The following is a 20,376-nucleotide window of genomic DNA, read 5'->3' on the forward strand; positions in this document are numbered from 1 at the left end:
ACAGCGGCGGGAGAGGGCCGACGCGGGATGCGCGGCCGTGGCCCCGGCCCCTTCCCCGGCCGCCGGCTCAGTAGCGGTACTGCTGCCCGTCGTACCCGGGCTGCTGGTAGGGCGGGTAGGGCTGCTCGGGCGGCAGTTCGCCGTCGCGCTGCTGGGGGACCCAGACGCCGCCGGGCGGTGTCTCGCCGTAGCCCTGGCCGAGCGGCTGTCCCTGGGCGTCGTACTGCTGCGCGGCGTAGGGCTGCTGGGCGTAGGGGTCGGCCTGCTGGTAGGGGTCGTAGGACGCGGAGTACTGCTGGCCGCCGACGTACGGATCGGCGTAGGGCGCCTGCTGGCCCTGGCCGTCGCCGTACGCCGCGTAGGGGTCGGCATAGGGGTCGGCATAGGGGTCCGCGTAGGGGTCGGCGTAGGCGTCCTGGACGGCTCCGGTCTGGTCGTAACCGCCGCCGTACGCATAGCCGTTGCCGTCACCGTTGCCGTTGCCGACCGCGCCGTTGTAGGCGTCGTAGCCGCCGTAGCCGGGCTGCTGGGCGCGGGCGTCGGGGCTGTAGACGCCGTACTGGCCGGTCTCCTCCGGCATCGGCTGCGGAGCGTAGACGGCGGCGTTGTCGGGGCGCCCGAATTCGTCCGGGACGGCGAACGCCTGTGTGGCGTAGGCACTTTGGTCCTGCTGCTGGTCCTGGTACGGATCCTGGGCGCGGTAGCCGTCGCCGCCGTTGTAGTCGTAGAAGCCCTGCCCGACGACGGTCTCCTGCGCGGCAAAGGCTTCCTGCCCCGCGACAAAGGTGTCCTGCGCGGCAAAAGCGTCCCGCCCCGCCACAAAGGTGTCCTGGGCGGCGAAGGCGTCCTGCCCCGCAGCGGAGCCGGGACCGCCGTAGGAGCCCTGTCCCGCAGAGGTGTCCACGCTGCGGAAGCCGCCGGTGCTCTCGAAGGTGTCCGGGCCCCCGTCGTCGAACCGGCCGGGGCGGGCGGCGGGCGCCACCGCCTCCAGACCGGAGACCTCCAGCGTCGGTTCGGCGGGGGCCGGACCGGCCTGGCGGGCCCGGCGGCGCCGGCCGCTGTCGCCGGACGCCCCGGGCTTGCCGCCCAGCGCCCAGCCGGTGGTGAAGCCGCGGCGGAAGGAGAGCGTCACATTCGTCTGCCCGATGGCGAAGGCGACAAGTCCCAGCCCGATCACGACTATTGACGGGATGATGACGCCGATGACCACGCCGAGGAAACCGGTGAAGGCCAGCAGCCGCCAGCGCAGCCGCGCCTTGTTCTGGAGCAGGACCTCACCCAACAGCCACAGAGCGACCAGGCCGAACGCGATGTAGAGGACCGTCCAGCCCATATACGCCCCTCTTCCGCCGCTCGCCGGCAACCGTGATCAGGACTGCTGGTGCAGCCCCAGATTCTCGTAGATTTCCAGGGTCGCCGTGGAGTGGTTCAGGGTAATGAAGTGCAACCCGGGAACATCCTCGGCCATCAAGCGTGCGCACAGTTCCGTTGCGTACTCGATACCAATGGAGCGTACCGCCGCCGGGTCGTCCTTGACGGCGAGGATGCGCTCGGCCAGCTCGGGCGGGAAGGCCGCGTTGCTGAGCTGAGCGAACCGCTCGATCTGGCGCACGTTCGTGACCGGCATGATCTCCGGAATGATCGGCGTCGAGCAACCCGCCGACGAAACGCGGTCCCGCAGCCGGAAGTAGTCCTCGGGGTAGAAGAACATCTGGGTGATGGCGAAGTCCGCGCCGGCTCGGCACTTGTCGACGAAGTGCGCCACGTCCGTGTCCCAGTCCCTCGAGCGCGGATGCATCTCGGGGAAGGCCGCGACGCCGACGCAGAAGTCGCCGGACTCCTTGATCAGCCGGACCAGGTCGGCCGCGTAGCCGACGCCGTCGGGGTGCTTGACCCACTCGCCCATCGGGTCGCCGGGCGGATCGCCGCGCAGCGCGAGCATGTTGCGGATCCCGGCGTCGGCGTACTGGCCGATGATGTTGCGCAGGTCAGCCGTGGAGTGATTGACCGCGGTCAGGTGCGCCACCGGGGTCAGGGTGGTGTCGGTGGCGATGCGCTCGGTGGCGCGCACCGTGCCGTCACGGGAGGTGCCGCCGGCGCCGTACGTCACGGAGACGAACGTCGGCGAGACGGCCTCGATGCGGCGAATGGCGTTCCACAGGGTCCGCTCGCCCTTCTCCGTCTTGGGGGCGGCGAACTCGAACGAATACGACTGCTTACCGGAAGCAAGCAGGTCGCGCACCGTACGGGCGCGATCAGTCCTGGTGGAAGCTGTACCTAGGGCCATACCGGCAGGTTAACCACCGGCCGGGCACACACCAACCGGGTCCGGCGTAATGCCTGGTTGGTCGGGTTGATGTCCACTGGGTGGACATTTTCCGGTCGCCCGGACGTCAGGAGACCGCCCGCCCGAAACCGCGCGAAGTGATCCTCGTCACCCGTCCCCGCGGGCCGGACGGGACGGCGCGGACACGTCCGAGGCGTCCCAGGTCCGGATGCGCTTCGCCAGGGCGGCGGCCGCCGCTCCCGGGTCGTCCGCTTCCGTGATCGCGCGGACCACGACGACCCGACGGGCGCCCGCCTCCAGCACCTCGTCCAGATTCCCGGCGTCGATCCCGCCGATCGCGAACCAGGGGCGCTCGGGGGCGCGGGCCGCGGTGTAGCGGACCAGGTCGAGGCCGGGGGCGTGGCGGCCCGGCTTGGTGGGTGTCGGCCAGCACGGGCCCGTGCAGAAGTAGTCCACGCCGGGCTCGGTGAGCGCGGCGTCCACCTCGGCCTCGGCATGGGTGGAGCGGCCTATGAGGACGTCCGGGCCCAGGAGGGCGCGGGCGGCCGGGACCGGCAGATCGCCCTGCCCGAGATGCAGCACGTCGCTGCCCGCCGCATGGGCGACATCCGCCCGGTCGTTGACCGCGAGCAGCTTGCCGTGCCGCCGGCAGGCGTCCGCGAAGACCTCCAGATGCCGGAGCTCCTCGCCGGCCTCCATTCCCTTGTCCCGCAGCTGGACGATGTCCACACCCGAGGCGAGCACCGCGTCCAGGAACTGCGGGAGGTCGCCCTGCCGCCGACGGGCGTCCGTGCAGAGGTAGAGCCGGGCGTCGGACAGGGCCGGGCGTGCGGTGGTCATCGGGCGGCTTCCCCCCAGGTCGGGGGCGTACGGGCCGGGCCTTCCGGTCCGTACGCCCCGCGGATGCGGTTACGGATGCTGGTGCGGCCGCCTGCTGGGAGCGGGCCGCGCCGGAGGTCTCAGACGGCGAGCGCCTGGGCCCGGCGCTTCACCTCCGTGCCGCGATTCTCGCGCAGCGCCTGGGCGGGCGTGCCGGGCAGGCTCTCATCCGGGGTGAACAGCCACTCCAGCATTTCCTCGTCGGTGAAGCCGTCGTCCTTGAGGAGGGTGAGGGTACCGACGAGGCCCTTGACCACCTTGTCGTCCTGGATGAAATCGGCGGGCACATGCAGCGCCCTGTTCTCGCCGCGGCGCACCGCGATCAGCTGGCCCTCCTTGACCAGCTGCCGCACACGCGTCACCTCGACACCGAGCTGTTCGGCGATGTCGGGGAGGGTGAGCCAGGCGGGGACGAGTCCATCGATGTTTGCGTCAATCTCGGTCACAGGACAAGCCTGCCACCTCGCACTGACAGCCGGTAGCCGGGATCGCCATCAGGGGCTTCCTGCACACCGGAGGGTGACGGCAGGCCCCCGGGCGACCGACGGGCACGGACCGCCCCGGTTACCGGCGCGGACCCGCCCCCGGCTACAGCGCAGCGGCCTTCAGCGGCAGCGACGCGTTCGCGGCCCGCGCCCGGTCCAGCGCCACACCCCGCTCGATCAGCTTGCGTCCCTGGGCCAGATCCCGCGGCCGCCCCACGGCCAGCAGCGCGACGAGCCGCCCGTCCCGCAGCCAGATCACCGACCAGGCGGCCCCGGTCGGATCGCCGCGCCAGACCAGCTCGTCGGCGTCCCCGTGATGGCCCGCGTACTGCACGAACCGCCCGAACTGCTCCGACCAGAAGTACGGCACGGGGTCGTAGGCCACCCCTTCCGCCTCGCCGCGGGCGATGTTCTCGGCGACCGTACGGGGGCCCTGGAGGGCGTTGTCCCAGTGGTGGATCAGCAGACGGGTGTCGTAGCGGGCCGACGGGAAGGAGGCGCAGTCGCCGACCGCGTAGACATCGGCCACGGAGGTGCGCAGCTGCTCGTCGGCCAGTACGGAGCCGTCCTGCGGCGAGACCTCGATGCCCGAGCCGGCCAGCCAGCCGGTCGCGGGCCGGGCCCCGATCCCGATGACCACCGCGTCGGCGGGCAGCGTCGTGCCGTCCGCGAGGGTGACCACGCCCGCCGTGACGGACGCGACCCGCGCGTTGGTGCGCAGCTCGGCTCCGGCGTCCGCGTACCAGCCGGTCATGTGGGCGGCGACCTCGGCGGGCAGCGCACCGGCCAGCGGGCGGTCGGCGGCCTCGACGACGGTGACCGCGCAGCCCGCCTCGCGCGCCGCGGTCGCGAACTCGGCACCGATCCAGCCGGCGCCGACCACCACGATCTCGTGCTGGGCGGCGAGCACCGGCCGCAGTCGCTCGGCGTCGTCCAGGGTGCGCAGCAGATGGATACCGGGCAGGCCCTCGCTGCCGGGCAGCACGATCGGGTCGGCGCCGGTCGCGATGACCGCGTAGTCGTAGGGGACCGGGCCGTCGGCCGTCTCGATCACGTGGGCGTCCGGCACCAGGGCGGTGACCGGGCGGCTGAGGTGGAGTTCGATGCCGAGCCCGGCGAAGTCGATGTCGAAGGTGGAGCCCTCGGCCTTGCCCAGCAGCACCGCCTTGGACAGCGGCGGACGGTCGTAGGGCTGGTGGGGCTCGTCGCCGAGGAGCGTGATCGCGCCGCGCCAGCCCTGTTCGCGCAGGGCGACCGCGGTCTGCACACCCGCGATTCCCGCGCCGGCGATCACCACGTGCGGCGTGCGGTCAGGGGCCTGGGAGGACTTGCTCTGCTCGCTCACCCGATCACTCTAGGACGGTGTGTGACGCCGCTCGCAGCAGCGCGCAACGAGATCTCTGACACAGCGTCACGGTCGGCTCGGCCCGGGGCGCCGCCCACCGGCGGCCGGGCGCTGCCTTACGGCGCGTCGCGGCACCGTATTAGGGTGAGCGATACACGCACTCGCGGGAGCCCGGACGCACCGGGCTGAGAGGGAGGCTGGCCGGCCTCCGACCGTACGAACCTGATCCGGGTCATGCCGGCGAAGGGAGGGGCTGGACACCCATGCAGGTATCTGCCACACGAGCGGATCCCACCCCGCAAAGCCCTGATGTGCTCGTCATCGGCGGCGGCATCATCGGCCTGGTCACCGCCTGGCGGGCGGCCGTCCGCGGGCTGAGTGCCGCGGTGGCCGACCCCGCGCCCGGAGGCGGTGCGGCGCGGGTCGCGGCCGGGATGCTGGCCGCGGTCACCGAGCTCCACTACGGCGAGCAGACCCTGCTGGGCCTCAACCTCGCCTCCGCGCGGCGCTACCCCGGGTTCACCGAGGAGCTGGAGGAGGCCGCCGGGCAGCGGATCGGCTACCGGCGCTGCGGCACGCTGGCCGTCGCGCTGGACGCCGACGACCGCGCCCACCTGCGCGAACTGCTCACCCTCCAGATCCGCTCCGGACTGGAATCACAGTGGCTCACGGGTCGTGAGTGCCGCCGCCTGGAGCCGATGCTGGCCCCCGGGGTGCGCGGCGGCCTGCGGGTGGACGGCGACCACCAGGTCGATCCGCGCCGGCTGGCGAGCGCCCTGCTGGCCGCCTGTGAGCGCTCGGGGGTGGTCTTCCACCGGAGCGCGGCCGTGCGGCTGACGGTCGACGGCGGCCGCGCCTCCGGCGCCGAACTCGCCGACGGCACACGGGTCCCGGCCGGTCAGGTCGTCCTGGCCGCGGGCAGCCACAGCGGCCGGCTCGCCGGCGTGCCCGACGAGGTGCTGCCGAAGGTACGGCCGGTCAAGGGCCAGGTGCTGCGGCTCCGGATGCCGGACATGCCCGCGGGCAGCCCGGCCTTCCTCTCGCGCACCGTACGGGCCGTCGTACGCGGCGGCCCCCTCTACCTGGTCCCGCGGGAGAACGGCGAACTGGTCGTCGGCGCCACCAGCGAGGAGCTGGGCTGGGACACCACCGTGACCGCGGGCGGGGTCTACGAGCTGCTGCGGGACGCGCACGAGCTGGTCCCGGGCATCACCGAGCTGCCGCTCGTCGAGACCTGCGCCGGGCTGCGCCCCGGCTCCCCCGACAACGCCCCCATGCTCGGGCCGACCGCGCTGCCCGGCTTCCATCTGGCCACCGGCCACTTCCGCAACGGCGTGCTGCTGACGCCGGTCACCGGTGACGCGATGGCCGAGGTGCTGGCCACCGGCCTCCTCCCCGAAGAGGCCCGCCCCTTCTCCCCCGCCCGCTTCACCCCCACCGTCCCGGGGCCCGAGCGCACCCGTGCCCCAGAGGAGCAGGCCGTATGAACGCCGCCACCCCTACCCCTACCGTCTCGGTGTCCGTCAACGGCGAGGCCCGCGAGGTCCCCGGCGGGCTCACCCTCGACCGGCTCGTCGCGACCCTGTCCAAGGCGCCCGCCGGGGTGGCCGCGGCGGTCAACGAAATCGTGGTGCCGCGCACCCAGTGGCCCACCACCCCGCTCGGCGACGGCGACCGCGTCGAGGTGCTCACCGCGGTCCAGGGAGGCTGACCCGCAGACATGGCCGACACCGCAACCCTCCGGGGGACGACCCCCGCCGCATCCGACCACGCCTTCGCCGCGGGCTCCGACACCCTCACCCTCGCCGGCACCACCTTCGCGTCCCGTCTGATCATGGGGACCGGTGGCGCGCCCAGCCTCGACGTCCTGGAGCGGGCGCTGCTCGCCTCCGGTACGGAGCTGACCACGGTCGCCATGCGGCGGCTGGATCCGACCGTGCAGGGCTCAGTGCTGTCCGTACTGGAACGGCACAAGATCAAGGTGCTGCCGAACACCGCGGGCTGCTTCACCGCGGGCGAGGCGGTGCTCACCGCCCGGCTCGCCCGGGAAGCGCTCGGCACGGACTGGGTCAAGCTCGAGGTCGTCGCCGACGAGCGCACCCTGCTGCCCGACCCGATCGAGCTGCTCGATGCCGCCGAGACCCTGGTGGACGACGGTTTCACCGTGCTGCCCTATACGAACGACGACCCGGTGCTGGCCCGCAAGCTGGAGGACGTGGGCTGCGCCGCGATCATGCCGCTGGGCTCCCCGATCGGCTCCGGGCTGGGCATCCGCAACCCGCACAACTTCCAGCTGATCACCGAGCGGGCCGGAGTCCCGGTCATCCTCGACGCGGGCGCAGGCACCGCCTCGGACGTCTCGCTGGCCATGGAACTGGGCTGCGCGGCGGTGATGCTGGCGTCCGCGGTCACCCGTGCACAGGAACCGGAGCTGATGGCCGAGGCCATGCGGCACGCGGTCACGGCAGGCCGCCTGGCACACCGCGCGGGCCGTATCCCGCGCCGCCACTTCGCGCTTGCGTCCTCCCCCACCGAGGGCGTGGCCGAACTGGATCCGGAACGCCCCGCGTTCTGAGATCTGAGAGCCTTCCCACGTTTTTGGCTTTCCCGCCGTGGTGGTTTGTCGCCGTTGCGCCTGCGGCGGGCGGGCAAGCCACGGCGCAGCGCCCCGTAGACTCGTCTGCCGTGGATACGACCCTTCAGGACCCGCTCGTGGGCCAGCTGCTCGACGGCCGCTACCGCGTCCAGGCGCGCATCGCCGCAGGCGGTATGGCCACGGTCTACCAGGCCATGGACACCCGGCTCGACCGCGTGCTCGCGCTGAAGGTGATGCACCCGGGCCTCGCCACGGACGGGGCGTTCGTCGACCGCTTCATCCGTGAGGCGAAGTCGGTCGCGCGGCTGTCGCATCCGAATGTGGTGGGCGTCTTCGACCAGGGCACCGACGGTACGTACGTCTATCTGGCGATGGAGTACGTCGCCGGCTGCACGCTGCGCGATGTGCTGCGCGAGCGGGGCGCCCTCCAGCCCCGGGCCGCGCTGGACATCCTGGAGCCGATCCTGGCCGCTCTGGGGGCCGCGCACCGCGCGGGCCTGGTGCACCGCGACATGAAGCCGGAGAACGTCCTGATCGGGGACGACGGCCGGGTCAAGGTCGCCGACTTCGGGCTGGTGCGCGCGGTGGACACCAACACCACCGCCTCGACGGGCTCCGTCCTGGGCACGGTCTCCTACCTCGCCCCCGAGCAGCTGGAGCACGGCACCGCGGACGCCCGGGTCGATGTCTACGCCTGCGGTGTGGTGCTCTACGAGATGCTGACCGGCGGCAAACCGCACACCGGCGGCACCGTGGCGCAGATCCTCTACCAGCATCTGCACGAGGACGTGCTGCCGCCGTCGGGGCTGGTGCCCGGTCTCGCGCCGCAGCTGGACGAGCTGATCGCGCTGGCCTGCGCACGCGATCCGCAGCAGCGTCCGGAGGACGCGGTGGCGCTGCTGTCCCGGGCGCAGGAGGCCCGGGCGCAGCTGACCGACGCACAGCTGGACATCGTGCCGCCGGAGGCCAAGGAACTGCCCGCGGGCGGCGCCGGGGCGGGCGACGGCTCGGAGCGTACGGACGTGATACCCCGCACCGGCGAAGCGGAGCTGAACCGCACCAGCCGGCTGGAGGTGCCGTCGGACGAGCAGACCACACGGCTGCGGCCGGAGCCCGCCGCCGCGCCCCGTGGCGGACTGCTCCAGAGGCGGCGGCTCGCCACCCTCATCGCGGCCGTCCTGCTGGTCCTCGGGGCGGGTGCGGGCGTCTGGTACATCAACTTCGGCCAGTTCACCACCGTCCCCGCGGTGCTGGACATGACACAGGCCAAGGCCGCGAAGACCCTGCGGGACGACGGTCTGGGGGTGAAGGTGGTGCGCGGCTTCAGCTCGAACGTCGAGCGCGGCCATGTCATGAAGACGGATCCCGCGAACGGCAAGCAGATCCGTGGCACGGGCACCGTCACCCTCACCATCTCCCGCGGCCCGGAGATCGTCACCATCCCGGATCTGTCCGGCACCCCGGTCGCGGACGCCAAGCGCAAGCTGCGCGACCGCGGGCTGGTCCCGGGCACCGTGACCCGCGCTTTCAACGACGAGGTCGCCAAGGGCTCGGTGATCCGTACGGACCCGCCCGCCGGCACCAAGCGGCGGCCCGATACGGCGGTGGGGCTGACCATCAGCCGCGGCACCTCGATCGATGTGCCCGGAGTGCTCGGCAGCGACCGCACCGACGCGGTGTCCACGCTGCGCGCGGCCGGTTTCCAGGTGCGCTTCGCCGACCAGCCGGTCTTCTCCACCCAGGACAAGGGCACCGTCGCCCGGCAGAACCCGGATGAGGGCGGCAAGCTCGGCAAGGGCGAGACGGTCACCCTCACGCTCTCCAAGGGCCCGGAGATGATCCCCGTCCCGGATGTCACCGGCAAGAACGTCGATGACGCCAAGAAGCAGCTGACGGACCTGGGCTTCCAGGTCGAGGTGGACAAGCCGTTCCTGTTCCCGCAGGACACCGTCGAATCCCAGTCCGTCGACCCCGGCAAGAAGGCGCCCAAGGGCGGCACGATCACCATCAAGCTCAAGGGCGCCCTGTAGGGCCCGCCGGCGGTGCCCCCGGCTGCCGTCCGGCGGGCGTGGGGCACCTGGCACCCTGGGGGGTGAGTACCTCCCCCGAGGGCGCCGAGCAGCGCGCCCGTGCACGTAACCCGGTCGGCGGCCATGTGCCGGTGGCCGGCGGCCTGGCGAAGGTCGGCATTCCCTACGCCCACGAGATGGGCGACGAGGTCGTTCAGGTCTTCGTGGCCAATCCGCGCGGCTGGGCCACGCTGCCCGGCAACCCCGCACAGGACGAGGCGTTCCGGGCCGCCTGTGCCCAGCACGGGATCCCGGCGTATGTCCATGCGCCCTATCTGATCAACTTCGGCTCGCACACCGAGGCGACCGTCGACCGATCCGTGGACTCGCTGCGCCATTCGCTGCGCCGCGGCCGGGAGATCGGCGCGCTCGGGGTGGTCGTCCACACCGGCTCGGCGACCGGCGGGCGGCCGCGTGCCACGGCCATGGCGCAGGTCAGGGAGCGGATGCGGCCCTTGCTCGACGAGCTGACGCACCCGGACGACCCCTGGCTTCTGCTGGAGCCGACGGCCGGGCAGGGGGCGTCACTGTGTGCGCTGGCCGAGGATCTCGGTCCGTACTTCGACGCACTGGACCGGCACCCCAAGCTGGGGATCTGCCTCGACACCTGTCATGCGTTCGCGGCCGGGCACGACATGGCGGCGCCGGGCGGGACGAAGGCGCTGCTGGACGAGCTGGTGGAGGTCGCCGGCGAGGGCCGGCTGAAGCTGATCCACGCCAATGACTCCAAGGACGTGGCCGGCGCCCACAAGGACAGGCACGAGAACATCGGTGCGGGTCACATCGGTGCGGAGCCCTTCGGCGAGCTGTTCCGTCATCCGGCGACGGCCGGAGTGCCGCTGGTCGTCGAGACCCCGGGCGGCAAGGAAGGGCATGCGGCGGACGTGGTCCGGCTCAAGGAGCTGCGCGCGCACTGAGCCCCGGGAGCATACGGGATCAGAGCTCGGGGCCGTCCCCGGGCTCTTCCTGGTACGAGTAGCGCTGCTCGCGCCACGGGTCGCCGAGGTTGTGGTAGCCGCGCTCCTCCCAGAAGCCGCGGCGGTCGGCCCGCATGTATTCGATGCCGCGGACCCATTTGGGGCCCTTCCAGGCATACAGATGCGGAACGATCAGGCGCACCGGGAATCCATGCTCCGCGGTGAGCAGCTCACCCGAGCGATGGGTGGCGAAGAGGCACTTCTCCGCGGCGAAATCCTCGATTCGCACATTCGAACTGAAGCCGTACTCGGCCCACACCATGACATGGGTGACATCGGGTGCCGGCGGCGCCAGTTCCAGGATCGTCCGGGTACTCACCCCGCCCCATTCGGCTCCCAGCATGCTGAATTTCGTCACGCAGTGCATATCGGCGACGACCGTGGTGTACGGCAGCGCCGTGAATTCCTCGTGCGACCAGCAGTGCTTGGCGCCGTCGGCGGTGGCACCAAAAGCCCGGAACTCCCAGCGTTCGGCGCGGAACTTCGGCACCGGCCCGTAATGCGTCACCGGCCAGCCCCGCTGTAGCCGCTGGCCCGGAGGCAGCTGAGGAGGCTCCTCTTCGCGGCTTTCCGGCTGACCCATGCCCTCCATGTTGTCAGACCGGGAGGGGTGCCGATGACCAGGGAGGGAGGGATTCGGGCAACTCGCACTAAGCGTGCACTTACTGGACGCCCTGGTCACAGCGGTGCGAGGATGCGCGGCACCTGCCCAGTTTCTCGCGTGGAAGGAGCCCGCAGCCATGCAGGGCGACCCCGAGGTCATCGAATTCCTCAATGAGCAGCTGACCGCCGAGCTCACCGCGATCAACCAGTACTTCCTGCACGCCAAGATGCAGGAGAACTTCGGCTGGACGAAGCTCGCGAAGTACACCCGCTCAGAGTCCTTCGACGAGATGAAGCACGCGGAGATCCTGACCGACCGGATTCTCTTCCTTGAAGGTCTGCCGAATTACCAGCGGCTGTTCCATGTGCGGATCGGCCAGACCGTCACGGAGATGTTCCAGGCCGACCGGCAGGTCGAGGTCGAGGCAATCGACCGGCTCAAGCGCGGTATCGAGGTCATGCGCACCAAGGGTGACATCACCTCGGCGAATATCTTCGAGGACATTCTCGCGGACGAGGAAGAGCACATCGACTATCTCGACACCCAGCTGGAGCTGGTGGAGAAGCTCGGCGAGGCGCTCTACATCGCCCAGGTCATCGAGCAGCCGAGCTGAGCGAGCGGTCGGATGTCCAGCCTCCGCCATGCCCTGACCGGCAGCGGGAGACCCCCGTCGCCCCTGAGGGCTACGCGGCCTCCGAAAGCGCCGCGGGCTCCACTGCGTCCGCCTCCACGCCCAGCGGCTCGGGCGCGCCACCGTCGATGAGCTCCCGGCGGGGGCACGCGCTCCGGCCGAGCAGCGCCTGGATGCGGCGCACACAGCCGCCGCAGTCGGTACCGGCCTTGCAGGCCGAGGCGATCTGGCGGGGGGTGCAGGCACCGGTATCCGCGTGGTCACGGACCTGCTGCTCGGTGATCCCGAAGCAGGAGCAGACGTACACGCGGTTTCACCTCCGTGGCGGCCACCTCAGATCCGGCTGATCTTGAGTGAGGTAACCCTTACCTTACCTGGCCCGGCAGGGGCTGCACAACGCAGTGGGGCGCGGATCACAGGATCCGCGCCCCACTCTTGTCTTGCCCCGGCCCGTCAGTGCAGGTCAGCGGCCGACCGACTCACTGATCGCGGTACATCTCCGCCACCAGGAAGGCCAGGTCCAGCGACTGGCTGCGGTTGAGCCGCGGGTCGCAGGCGGTCTCGTAGCGCTGGTGGAGGTCGTCGACGAAGATCTCGTCGCCGCCGCCCACGCACTCGGTGACATCGTCACCGGTCAGCTCGACGTGGATACCGCCCGGGTGCGTACCGAGGCTCTTGTGGACCTCGAAGAAGCCCTTGACCTCGTCCAGCACATCGTCGAAGCGCCGGGTCTTGTGACCGGAGGCCGCCTCGAAGGTGTTGCCGTGCATCGGGTCGCAGATCCAGGCGACCTGCGCGCCGGAGGCGGTGACCTTCTCGACCAGCTCGGGGAGCTTGTCGCGGACCTTGTCCGCTCCCATGCGGGTGATGAAGGTCAGCCGGCCCGGCTCACGCTCCGGGTCGAGCCGCTCGATGAGCGTCAGGGCGTCCTCGGGCGTGGTCGTCGGGCCGAGCTTGACGCCGATGGGGTTGCGGATGCGCGAGGCGAACTCGATGTGCGCGCCGTCCAGCTGACGGGTGCGCTCGCCGATCCAGACCATGTGGCCGGAGACGTCGTAGAGGTTGCCGGTGCGCGAGTCGACCCGGGTCAGCGAGGACTCGTAGTCGAGGACCAGCGCCTCGTGGGAGGCGTAGAACTCGACGGTGCGGAACTCCTCCGGGTCCACCCCGCAGGCATTCATGAAGTTCATCGCGCGGTCGATCTCGCGGGCCAGCGCCTCGTAGCGCTGTCCGGAGGGCGAGGACTTCACGAAGTCCTGGTTCCAGGCGTGCACCTGCCGCAGGTCGGCGTAGCCGCCGGTGGTGAAGGCGCGCACGAGGTTCAGGGTCGCCGCGGAGGCGTGGTACATCCGCTTGAGCCGCTCGGGGTCCGGGATGCGGGCCGCCTCGGTGAACTCGAAGCCGTTGACGGAGTCGCCGCGGTAGGTCGGCAGCGTCACCCCGTCGCGGGTCTCGGTGGGCTTGGAGCGCGGCTTGCTGTACTGGCCGGCGATCCGGCCGACCTTGACCACCGGAACGGACCCGGCGTAGGTCAGGACGGCACCCATCTGGAGGAGCGTCTTGAGCTTGTTGCGGATGTGCTCGGCGGATACGGCGTCGAAGGCCTCCGCGCAGTCGCCGCCCTGCAGCAGGAACGCCTCACCACGGGCGACTGCTCCCAGGCGCTCGCGCAGCTGGTCGCACTCGCCCGCGAAGACGAGCGGCGGATAGGACTCGAGCTCCGCGATCACATCGCGCAGAGCCTCTTGGTCCGGCCAGTCAGGCTGCTGCGCCGCGGGCAGGTCTCGCCAGGTGTGGCCACCGGCGTGGGTTTCAGCGTTCACGGTCACAAGCCCCACATTACGGGGTCCGCCGAGGCTGTCCGTCCGGGCATCCGGACTTTGAGACGCACTGCACTCGGACGGTCCGGTAGGGTGCCCCCCATGTGCACGCAACCGGCCATGAACAGGAACTGGTGGTGGACCGCTCATCCGGCGGCCCACTGATTCGCGCGCACATCACCCACTTCGCGAAGGCCGCCCGAGGGGCGGCCTTCAGCCTTTCCGGCGGCCGTTCCTCCTCTGTCCGGAAGGAACCCCGTCATGCACCGCGAGCCCCCAGCCCGCACCGACGCCGCCGCACTCGTCCAGCGGCTGCTCGACCCCGCCTGCCCGCCCTTCGCGCTGCTGCACCGCCGCTCCCCCGGGCGGGAGGCGGCCTCCCCCACTCTCGGCTTCGCTCGAGCGGGAGGTGCCCCCACCGTCGAGGTGCTGATCGGTGAGGTCGACGAGGTCGGGCGGCTGGCCGACATCCCGCTGGGCGAAGGGGTGCCGGACGCGCCGGTGACCGATGCGCTCGCGCTGATCCCGTTCCGGCAGATCCGCGAGCGCGGCTTCCGGGCCCATGACGACGGCACACCGCTGGCCGTGCTGCGCCCCCGCGAGAGTGCCGAGCTGCCCCTGGACGAGGTGCTGGCGGCGCTGCCCGGACACGACGTACAGGTGACGGACGGGGCGTTCGACGTGGACGACGACGCCTACGCCGAGATCGTCGGGCGGGTGGTACGGGACGAGATCGGCACCGGCGAGGGCGCGAACTTCGTGGTCCGCAGGACGTTCGAGGGCACGATCGCGGACTTCTCGGCGGCCGACGCGCTGGCGCTGTTCCGGCGGCTGCTGTCCGGTGAGCGCGGGGCGTACTGGACGTACGTGGTGCACCGCCCCGGGGTGCGCACCCTGGTCGGCGCCAGCCCCGAGGTGCATGTCCGGATGACCGGCGGGCGGGGCGGAGGCGAGGCGGCGGCGTCCGAGGACGGCGGGCGAGCGGCCGGCACGGTCGTGATGAACCCGATCAGCGGCACCTACCGCTACCCGGAGGGCGGCCCCACCCCCGAGAGCCTGCTGGCGTTCCTCGGCGACCGCAAGGAGGTCGAGGAGCTGTCGATGGTGGTGGACGAGGAGCTGAAGATGATGTGCACCGTCGGCGACAAGGGCGGGGTGGTGATCGGGCCCCGGCTCAAGGAGATGGCGCATCTCGCGCACACCGAGTACGAGCTGCGCGGCCGGTCCACCCTCGATGTGCGCGAGGTGCTCAAGGAGACGATGTTCGCGGCGACGGTCACCGGGTCGCCGGTGCAGAACGCCTGCCGGGTGATCGAGCGGTACGAGCCGGTGGGCCCCGACGGGCGGGGCCGTGGCTACTACGCGGGGGCGCTGGCGCTGATCGGCCGGGATGCGGGCGGCGCCCAGACGCTGGACTCACCGATCCTGATCCGTACCGCCGATATTGCCGCCGACGGCCGGCTGCGGGTGCCGGTGGGCGCCACCCTCGTCCGCGCCTCCGACCCGCACAGCGAGGTCGCCGAGACGCACGCCAAGGCCGCGGGTGTGCTGAGCGCGCTGGGAGTACGGCCGGCGCCCGCGCGTCCGGCGGCCGGGGACCGGGGGCGGCGGCTGGCCGACGACCCCCGGGTGCAGGCCGCGCTGGATGCCCGCCGCGCCGACCTGGCGCCGTTCTGGCTGCGGATGCAGACCACCGCGCCGACCGCCGAGCTGAGCGGGCATGCGCTGGTCGTCGACGCGGAGGACACCTTCACCGCGATGCTGGCGCATCTGCTGCGCACCTCGGGGCTGACCGTCACCGTGCGCCGTTTCGACGAGCCGGGGCTGCGCGAGGCCGCCCGCGCGCACCGGGGCCCGATCGTGCTGGGCCCGGGACCGGGCGACCCGTCGGACGCCGCCGACCCCAAGATGCGCTTTCTGCGGTCGCTGACCGCCGAGCTGGTCGCCGGGCACCGCGACGGCCTGCTGGGGGTGTGCCTCGGCCATGAACTGCTCGCCGCGGAGCTGGGGCTGGAGATCGTCCGCAAGGAGGTGCCCTACCAGGGCGCGCAGGAGCGGATCGACTTCTTCGGGCACCAGGAGACGGTCGGCTTCTACAACACCTTCACGGCCCGCTGTGACGACACCACGGCGACCGAACTCGCCATGCACCGCGTCGAGTTGAGCCGGGACGCGGACACCGGAGAGGTGCATGCGCTGCGCGGTCCGGGCTTTGCGGGCGTGCAGTTCCACCCCGAGTCGGTGCTGAGCCTGGACGGCGCCTCGGTCACCGCCCAGCTGTTGGCAGCTGTCCTCGTGTGACCAGCATGTTCTCGTTGGTGCGGTGGGCCAGGTAGTCCTCGACATTGGCCACGGTGGCCTCGACGATCTGGCCCACCGCCTCCTCGGTGAAGTACGCCTGGTGCGAGGTGACCAGCACGTTCCCGAAGGTCATCAGGCGGGCGAGGGTGTCGTCGTCGATGATGTCCAGGGACTTGTCGAAGAAGAAGAATTTGGCCTCCTCCTCATAGACGTCCAGCCCGACGCCGGTGAGCCGGCCGGCCTTGAGCGTCTCGACGAGGGCCGCGGTGTCGACGAGCCCGCCGCGGCTGGAGTTGACGAGGATCGCGTCGTCCTTCATCGCGGCCAGCGCGGCGGCGTCGACGAGCCGCCGGGTGTCCGCAACCAGCGGGACATGGAGGGTGATCAGATCCGCCTCGGCGAACAGCCGCTCCCGGGGGACGTATTTCATGCCCAGCTCGATGCAGCGCGGGTTCTCGGCGAGGTCCCAGCCCAGCAGGTTCATCCCGAAGCCATGGGCGATCCGGGTGAAGGCCTCGCCGATCTTGCCGGTGCCGACCACCCCCGCCGTCCGCCCGCGCAGATCGCGGCCCATCAGGCCGTCCAGCCGGAAGTCGAAGTTACGGGTGCGGTTCGTGGCCCGGACGATCCGCCGGTTGACGGCCAGCGCGAGGGTCCAGGCGAATTCGGCGACCGCGTGGGGGGAGTAGAAGGAGACCCGGCCGATGCTCATCCCGAGGTCGGCCGCGGCCTCCAGATCGATGTTGTTGAAGCCCGTGGAGCGCTGGGCGATCATCTTCGTCCCGCCGGCCGCGAGGGTCTGCAGGACGTCCGCGCCCAGATCGGCGTTGACGCTGGAGCTGACGATCTCGTAGCCGCGCGCGATGGGGGCGGTGTCGCGGTTGAGGAAGACATCCAGGCTGCGGACCTGGTGACGGCCGGCGAAGGCCTTGTCCAGGAACGGCTGCTCATCCGCCTGTACACCGAAGGCGACGATCTCCACGAGCTCTCCCGGGTTCTCCCGCCGGTTCCGTTCTCCCGCCTATGGGCGATAGGCCGGATATGCCGTGTAGGGCGAATATACGGCCCATCGCCCGGTGATGCCGCCCGGAGTGCACGACGGCCGGCGGGAGGACTACGGGGTACGGGAAGAGGGGGCGGCGGCGCCGCTCAGCCGAAGAACACCCCGACCTCGGCATAGAGCGCCGGATCGACGGTCTTGAGCTTCGCGGTCGCCTCCGCGATCGGCACCCGGACGATGTCCGTGCCGCGCAGCGCGACCATCTTGCCGAAGTCGCCGTCGCGCACCGCGTCGATGGCGTGCAGCCCGAAGCGGGTGGCGAGCCAGCGGTCGAAGGCGCTGGGCGTACCGCCGCGCTGGGTGTGCCCGAGGACCGTCGTACGCGCCTCCTTGCCCGTACGTGCCTCGATCTCCTTGGCCAGCCACTCCCCCACCCCGGACAGCCGGACATGCCCGAAGGAGTCGGTGGAGCTGTCCTTGAGCACCATCTGGCCGTCCTTGGGCATGGCGCCCTCGGCGACGACCACGATCGGGGCGTAGCGGACCTTGAAGCGGGAGTCGATCCACCGGCAGACCTGCTCGATGTCGAAGCGCTGCTCCGGGATGAGGATGACGTTCGCCCCGCCGGCGAGGCCGGAGTGCAGGGCGATCCAGCCGGCGTGCCGGCCCATCACCTCGACGACCAGCACCCGCATATGGGACTCGGCGGTGGTGTGCAGCCGGTCGATGGCTTCGGTGGCGACGCCGACGGCGGTGTCGAAGCCGAAGGTGTAGTCCGTGGCCGACAGATCGTTGTCGATGGTCTTGGGGACGCCGACACAGGGGATCGCGTGTTCGCCGGAGAGCCGGGCGGCGACGCCGAGGGTGTCCTCGCCGCCGATCGCGATCAGTGCTTCGACCTCCTCCTTGGCGAGCGTCTCCTTGATCCTGCGGACGCCGTCGTCCTCCTTGAAGGGGTTGGTCCGCGAGGAGCCGAGGATCGTGCCGCCACGGGGCAGAATGCCGCGTACCGCCGGGATGTCCAGCGGCACCGTGTCGCCGTCCAACGGCCCGCGCCAGCCGTCCCGGAAGCCGACGAATTCGTATCCGTACTCCTGGGTGCCCTTGCGGACAATGCCTCTGATCACTGCGTTCAGACCCGGGCAGTCGCCGCCGCCGGTCAGTACTCCGACCCGCATCGCTGCTTCACCTACATCCCGTCAGTGGCCGCGCACGGCCGTGTGTGAGCCGACCCCGGCCACGCTAATGGTGATCTGGGTCACTCAGGGATGGGACAAAGGGTGATGTCGGTGATTTAACGGGGAGTTGATCCGGGCCGTTCACCCGTACGAGCGGCTCCGGCCGGGTCATGGCCGGCCCGGCCGGTGACCGCGCCGCTCACGCCTCGTCGAGGCCGCGCTCTATCGCATAGCGCACCAGCTCCACGCGGTTGTGCAACTGGAGCTTGCCGAGGGTGTTCTGGACGTGGTTCTGCACCGTGCGGTGCGAGATGACCAGCCGTTCGGCGATCTGCTTGTACGAGAGTCCCTTGGCGACCAGGCGCAGCACCTCGGTCTCCCGGTCCGTCAACTGCGGTGCGCCCGGCTCGTCCGGCGTCGCCGGGGCCGGCTCGGTGGCCAGCCTGCGGTACTCGCCGAGCACCAGACCGGCCAGGCCCGGTGTGAACACCGCATCGCCGGCGGCCGTGCGCCGCACCGCGTCCAGCAGCTCCTCGGTGCTCGCCGACTTCAGCAGATAGCCGGTCGCCCCGGACTTGACCGCCTCCAGGACATCGGCGTGCTCACCGCTCGCGGACAGCACCAGCACCCGCAGCGCCGGATTGGCGCCGACCAGCTCCTTGCACACCGCCACGCCGGGCAGCCCCGGCAGATTGAGGTCCAGGACCAGCACATCGGGCCCCGCGGCCTGCGCCCTGCGCACCGCCTGGAGGCCGTCGCCGGCCGTCGCCACCACCTCGCACCCGGCCTCCGCCAGATCCCGCGCGACCGCGTCCCGCCACATCGGGTGGTCGTCGACCACCATGACCTTCAGCCCCTGCTCGTTCACGCTCCGGCCTTCCCCCGCTTGCCACCCCCGGGCGCGCCGCCCTTGGGAACCGTCAACTCCACTTCCGTGCCCTGGCCGGGGACCGAGACCCACTCCGCGCTGCCGCCCAGATCCCGCAGCCGCCCGCGGATCGACAGGGCCACCCCCAGACGGCCCTCGCGCTCGGCGTCCGCGAGCCGGCCCTCGGGAATGCCGGGGCCGTCGTCGCGGACCGTCACGATCACCGCATGCGGTTCGTCCTCCACCAGGATCCATGCGTGGGCCTCGGCCCCCGCATGCACCCGTACATTGTCCAACGCGGCACTGACAGCGGCCGCGAGTTCGGCCGCCGCGGCGGCCGGCAGCGCGACCGGGGCGCCGGGCTCGGAGAAGGTGACGCCGGCCCCCGCGTACGGCGCGAGCAGCGCCCGGACATCGCACGGCTCGCCGGCCGACGCCGAAGCGGCCCCGGCGGGCGCCAGGGTGCCCTCGCGTCCGCCCTCGCCCGCCGGGTGCGGCACCGCGGACGCCGCCCCGCCGAACCGGATCCCGGGCGGCGACACCAGACCGCCGGCGACCAGGGTCCGCAGCGCGACCTCCTGTTCACCGGCCATCCGGCCGAGTTCGGTCGCCTCGCCGCCGATCTCGGCGCCGCGCCGCTGCACCATCGCCAGCACCTGGAGCACGCTGTCGTGGATGTCGCGGGCCAGCCGTTCCCGTTCCCGGGTGGCGGCCTCGATCTGCAGGGCTCGGGCGAGGGTGCGCTCACTGGAACGGGCCACCTCGACGACATAGCCGAGGCCGACGCTGGCCACCCACACCAGCACCACGTTGTGGATGGTGTCGCGGGCCAGCTCCTGGCGCTCGACGAGATTGGCCACCGCCACGATGGCGGAGGCCACCGCGGCCCAGCGCCAGCCGCCCTTGATCGCGAAACCGAGGACGGCACCCGCCGTCCAGATGGACGGCAGCGTCGGCCCGCCGTCCATGATGCGGGCGTGGCTGTCGACCACGAGCGTGAGCAGGATGCCGCCGATCGCGAAGCCGAGGTCGGCGACCAGGAACTGCCGGGTGCAGCGCTCCGCCGAGGTCGTACAGCGCCAGGTCAGCACCATCCAGACGGTGAGCACGCCCATGTAGGCGGCGGCGCCCAGCGGATGGTCGTAGTGCCGGTAGGAGAGCGCGACCAGGCACAGGGTGTAGACGAGGGTGAGGATCCGGTAGCCGGTGAGTGCGCGCCACAGCGGGAGTTCGACCGACATCCGCAGCACCTTCGGCGGGCGCTTGCCATGGCGTCTGGCGGCCATGGCGCCGCTCACCGTCGGTATAGCCGTATCCGTGTCCGTATCCGTCATTG

19 protein-coding genes and 1 riboswitch are annotated in these 20,376 nt (G+C 71.4%); of the genes, 7 read left to right on the forward strand and 12 right to left on the reverse strand.

The features are described 5' to 3' along the window. Positions 1 to 67: 67 nt before the first annotated feature. The 5 genes from K7C20_RS38975 to K7C20_RS10010 all read right to left on the reverse strand — a co-directional run bounded on the left by K7C20_RS38975 (position 68) and on the right by K7C20_RS10010 (position 4,996). A complete protein-coding gene (locus tag K7C20_RS38975; protein ID WP_053210154.1) occupies positions 68 to 1,333 on the reverse strand; it encodes a hypothetical protein in 1,266 nt (421 codons plus the stop codon). 36 nt (positions 1,334 to 1,369) lie between these two features. After that, a complete protein-coding gene (gene metF, locus K7C20_RS09995; RefSeq protein ID WP_048830059.1) occupies positions 1,370 to 2,287 on the reverse strand; it encodes a methylenetetrahydrofolate reductase [NAD(P)H] in 918 nt (305 codons plus the stop codon). A gap of 147 nt (positions 2,288 to 2,434) precedes the next feature. Beyond that, a complete protein-coding gene (gene thiE / locus K7C20_RS10000; RefSeq protein WP_048830060.1) occupies positions 2,435 to 3,127 on the reverse strand; it encodes a thiamine phosphate synthase in 693 nt (230 codons plus the stop codon). A gap of 119 nt (positions 3,128 to 3,246) precedes the next feature. Then, positions 3,247 to 3,612, reverse strand: coding sequence for an Rv2175c family DNA-binding protein (locus K7C20_RS10005; protein WP_030086548.1), 366 nt, complete (start codon positions 3,610 to 3,612; stop codon positions 3,247 to 3,249). A 142-nt stretch (positions 3,613 to 3,754) separates the two neighbouring features. Continuing rightward, the gene (locus K7C20_RS10010; RefSeq protein WP_030086549.1) at positions 3,755 to 4,996 is read right to left on the reverse strand and encodes an NAD(P)/FAD-dependent oxidoreductase; all 1,242 of its coding nucleotides are present in this window, start codon (positions 4,994 to 4,996) and stop codon (positions 3,755 to 3,757) included. Between the two features lie 153 nt (positions 4,997 to 5,149). Next, positions 5,150 to 5,262, forward strand: a riboswitch (TPP riboswitch). Here K7C20_RS10010 and thiO point away from each other — a divergent pair. The 5 genes from thiO (at position 5,260) to K7C20_RS10035 (ending at position 10,578) form a co-directional block, all read left to right on the forward strand. Next, positions 5,260 to 6,483 (forward strand): glycine oxidase ThiO, encoded by a 1,224-nt coding sequence (gene thiO, locus K7C20_RS10015; RefSeq protein WP_209444015.1) that lies wholly within the window; start codon positions 5,260 to 5,262, stop codon positions 6,481 to 6,483. (Overlaps the previous riboswitch by 3 nt.) Next, a complete protein-coding gene (gene thiS / locus K7C20_RS10020; protein WP_030086555.1) occupies positions 6,480 to 6,707 on the forward strand; it encodes a sulfur carrier protein ThiS in 228 nt (75 codons plus the stop codon). The genes thiO and thiS overlap by 4 nt, the downstream gene beginning before the upstream one ends. A 123-nt stretch (positions 6,708 to 6,830) precedes the next feature. Continuing rightward, positions 6,831 to 7,571: a thiazole synthase gene (locus K7C20_RS10025; protein WP_048830063.1), complete on the forward strand. Its 741-nt coding sequence runs from the start codon at positions 6,831 to 6,833 to the stop codon at positions 7,569 to 7,571. A gap of 110 nt (positions 7,572 to 7,681) precedes the next feature. Continuing rightward, positions 7,682 to 9,622, forward strand: a complete 1,941-nt coding sequence (gene pknB / locus K7C20_RS10030; RefSeq protein WP_030086559.1) for a Stk1 family PASTA domain-containing Ser/Thr kinase — start codon at positions 7,682 to 7,684, stop codon at positions 9,620 to 9,622. Between the two features lie 62 nt (positions 9,623 to 9,684). Further along, positions 9,685 to 10,578 (forward strand): deoxyribonuclease IV, encoded by an 894-nt coding sequence (locus K7C20_RS10035; protein WP_048830064.1) that lies wholly within the window; start codon positions 9,685 to 9,687, stop codon positions 10,576 to 10,578. Between the two features lie 19 nt (positions 10,579 to 10,597). Here K7C20_RS10035 and K7C20_RS10040 read toward each other — a convergent pair whose 3' ends face one another. Then, entirely contained in the window at positions 10,598 to 11,230 is a 633-nt protein-coding gene (locus K7C20_RS10040) for a sulfite oxidase-like oxidoreductase (RefSeq protein ID WP_030086563.1), read from the reverse strand. A 148-nt stretch (positions 11,231 to 11,378) separates the two neighbouring features. Here K7C20_RS10040 and bfr point away from each other — a divergent pair, with 148 nt between their 5' ends. Further along, positions 11,379 to 11,855 carry a bacterioferritin gene (gene bfr, locus K7C20_RS10045; protein WP_030086565.1) on the forward strand — a complete coding sequence of 159 codons (477 nt, stop codon included), beginning with the start codon at positions 11,379 to 11,381 and terminating at the stop codon, positions 11,853 to 11,855. Positions 11,856 to 11,925: 70 nt separating this feature from the next. Here bfr and K7C20_RS10050 read toward each other — a convergent pair whose 3' ends face one another. After that, positions 11,926 to 12,180, reverse strand: coding sequence for a (2Fe-2S)-binding protein (locus tag K7C20_RS10050; RefSeq protein ID WP_030992370.1), 255 nt, complete (start codon positions 12,178 to 12,180; stop codon positions 11,926 to 11,928). Between the two features lie 172 nt (positions 12,181 to 12,352). After that, positions 12,353 to 13,702, reverse strand: a complete 1,350-nt coding sequence (locus K7C20_RS10055) for a class II 3-deoxy-7-phosphoheptulonate synthase (RefSeq protein ID WP_030086566.1) — start codon at positions 13,700 to 13,702, stop codon at positions 12,353 to 12,355. A gap of 252 nt (positions 13,703 to 13,954) precedes the next feature. Between K7C20_RS10055 and K7C20_RS10060 the strand changes: the two genes are divergently transcribed. Further along, positions 13,955 to 15,994 carry an anthranilate synthase family protein gene (locus tag K7C20_RS10060; RefSeq protein ID WP_053210156.1) on the forward strand — a complete coding sequence of 680 codons (2,040 nt, stop codon included), beginning with the start codon at positions 13,955 to 13,957 and terminating at the stop codon, positions 15,992 to 15,994. Here the strand turns inward: K7C20_RS10060 and K7C20_RS10065 are convergent. The 4 genes from K7C20_RS10065 to macS all read right to left on the reverse strand — a co-directional run bounded on the left by K7C20_RS10065 (position 15,960) and on the right by macS (position 20,326). After that, on the reverse strand, positions 15,960 to 16,976 hold the full coding sequence (locus K7C20_RS10065; RefSeq protein ID WP_030086576.1) for a 2-hydroxyacid dehydrogenase: 1,017 nt from the start codon (positions 16,974 to 16,976) through the stop codon (positions 15,960 to 15,962). The genes K7C20_RS10060 and K7C20_RS10065 overlap by 35 nt on opposite strands. A gap of 167 nt (positions 16,977 to 17,143) precedes the next feature. Further along, on the reverse strand, positions 17,144 to 18,172 hold the full coding sequence (locus K7C20_RS10070) for a 6-phosphofructokinase (protein ID WP_053210157.1): 1,029 nt from the start codon (positions 18,170 to 18,172) through the stop codon (positions 17,144 to 17,146). Positions 18,173 to 18,371: 199 nt separating this feature from the next. Continuing rightward, positions 18,372 to 19,016 carry a response regulator gene (locus tag K7C20_RS10075; RefSeq protein WP_030992380.1) on the reverse strand — a complete coding sequence of 215 codons (645 nt, stop codon included), beginning with the start codon at positions 19,014 to 19,016 and terminating at the stop codon, positions 18,372 to 18,374. Positions 19,017 to 19,036: 20 nt separating this feature from the next. Further along, a complete protein-coding gene (gene macS, locus K7C20_RS10080; RefSeq protein ID WP_048830065.1) occupies positions 19,037 to 20,326 on the reverse strand; it encodes a MacS family sensor histidine kinase in 1,290 nt (429 codons plus the stop codon). Positions 20,327 to 20,376 lie beyond the last annotated feature (50 nt).

Origin of the sequence: Streptomyces decoyicus, assembly GCF_019880305.1 — a bacterium.
GTDB classification, from domain to species: domain Bacteria; phylum Actinomycetota; class Actinomycetes; order Streptomycetales; family Streptomycetaceae; genus Streptomyces; species Streptomyces decoyicus.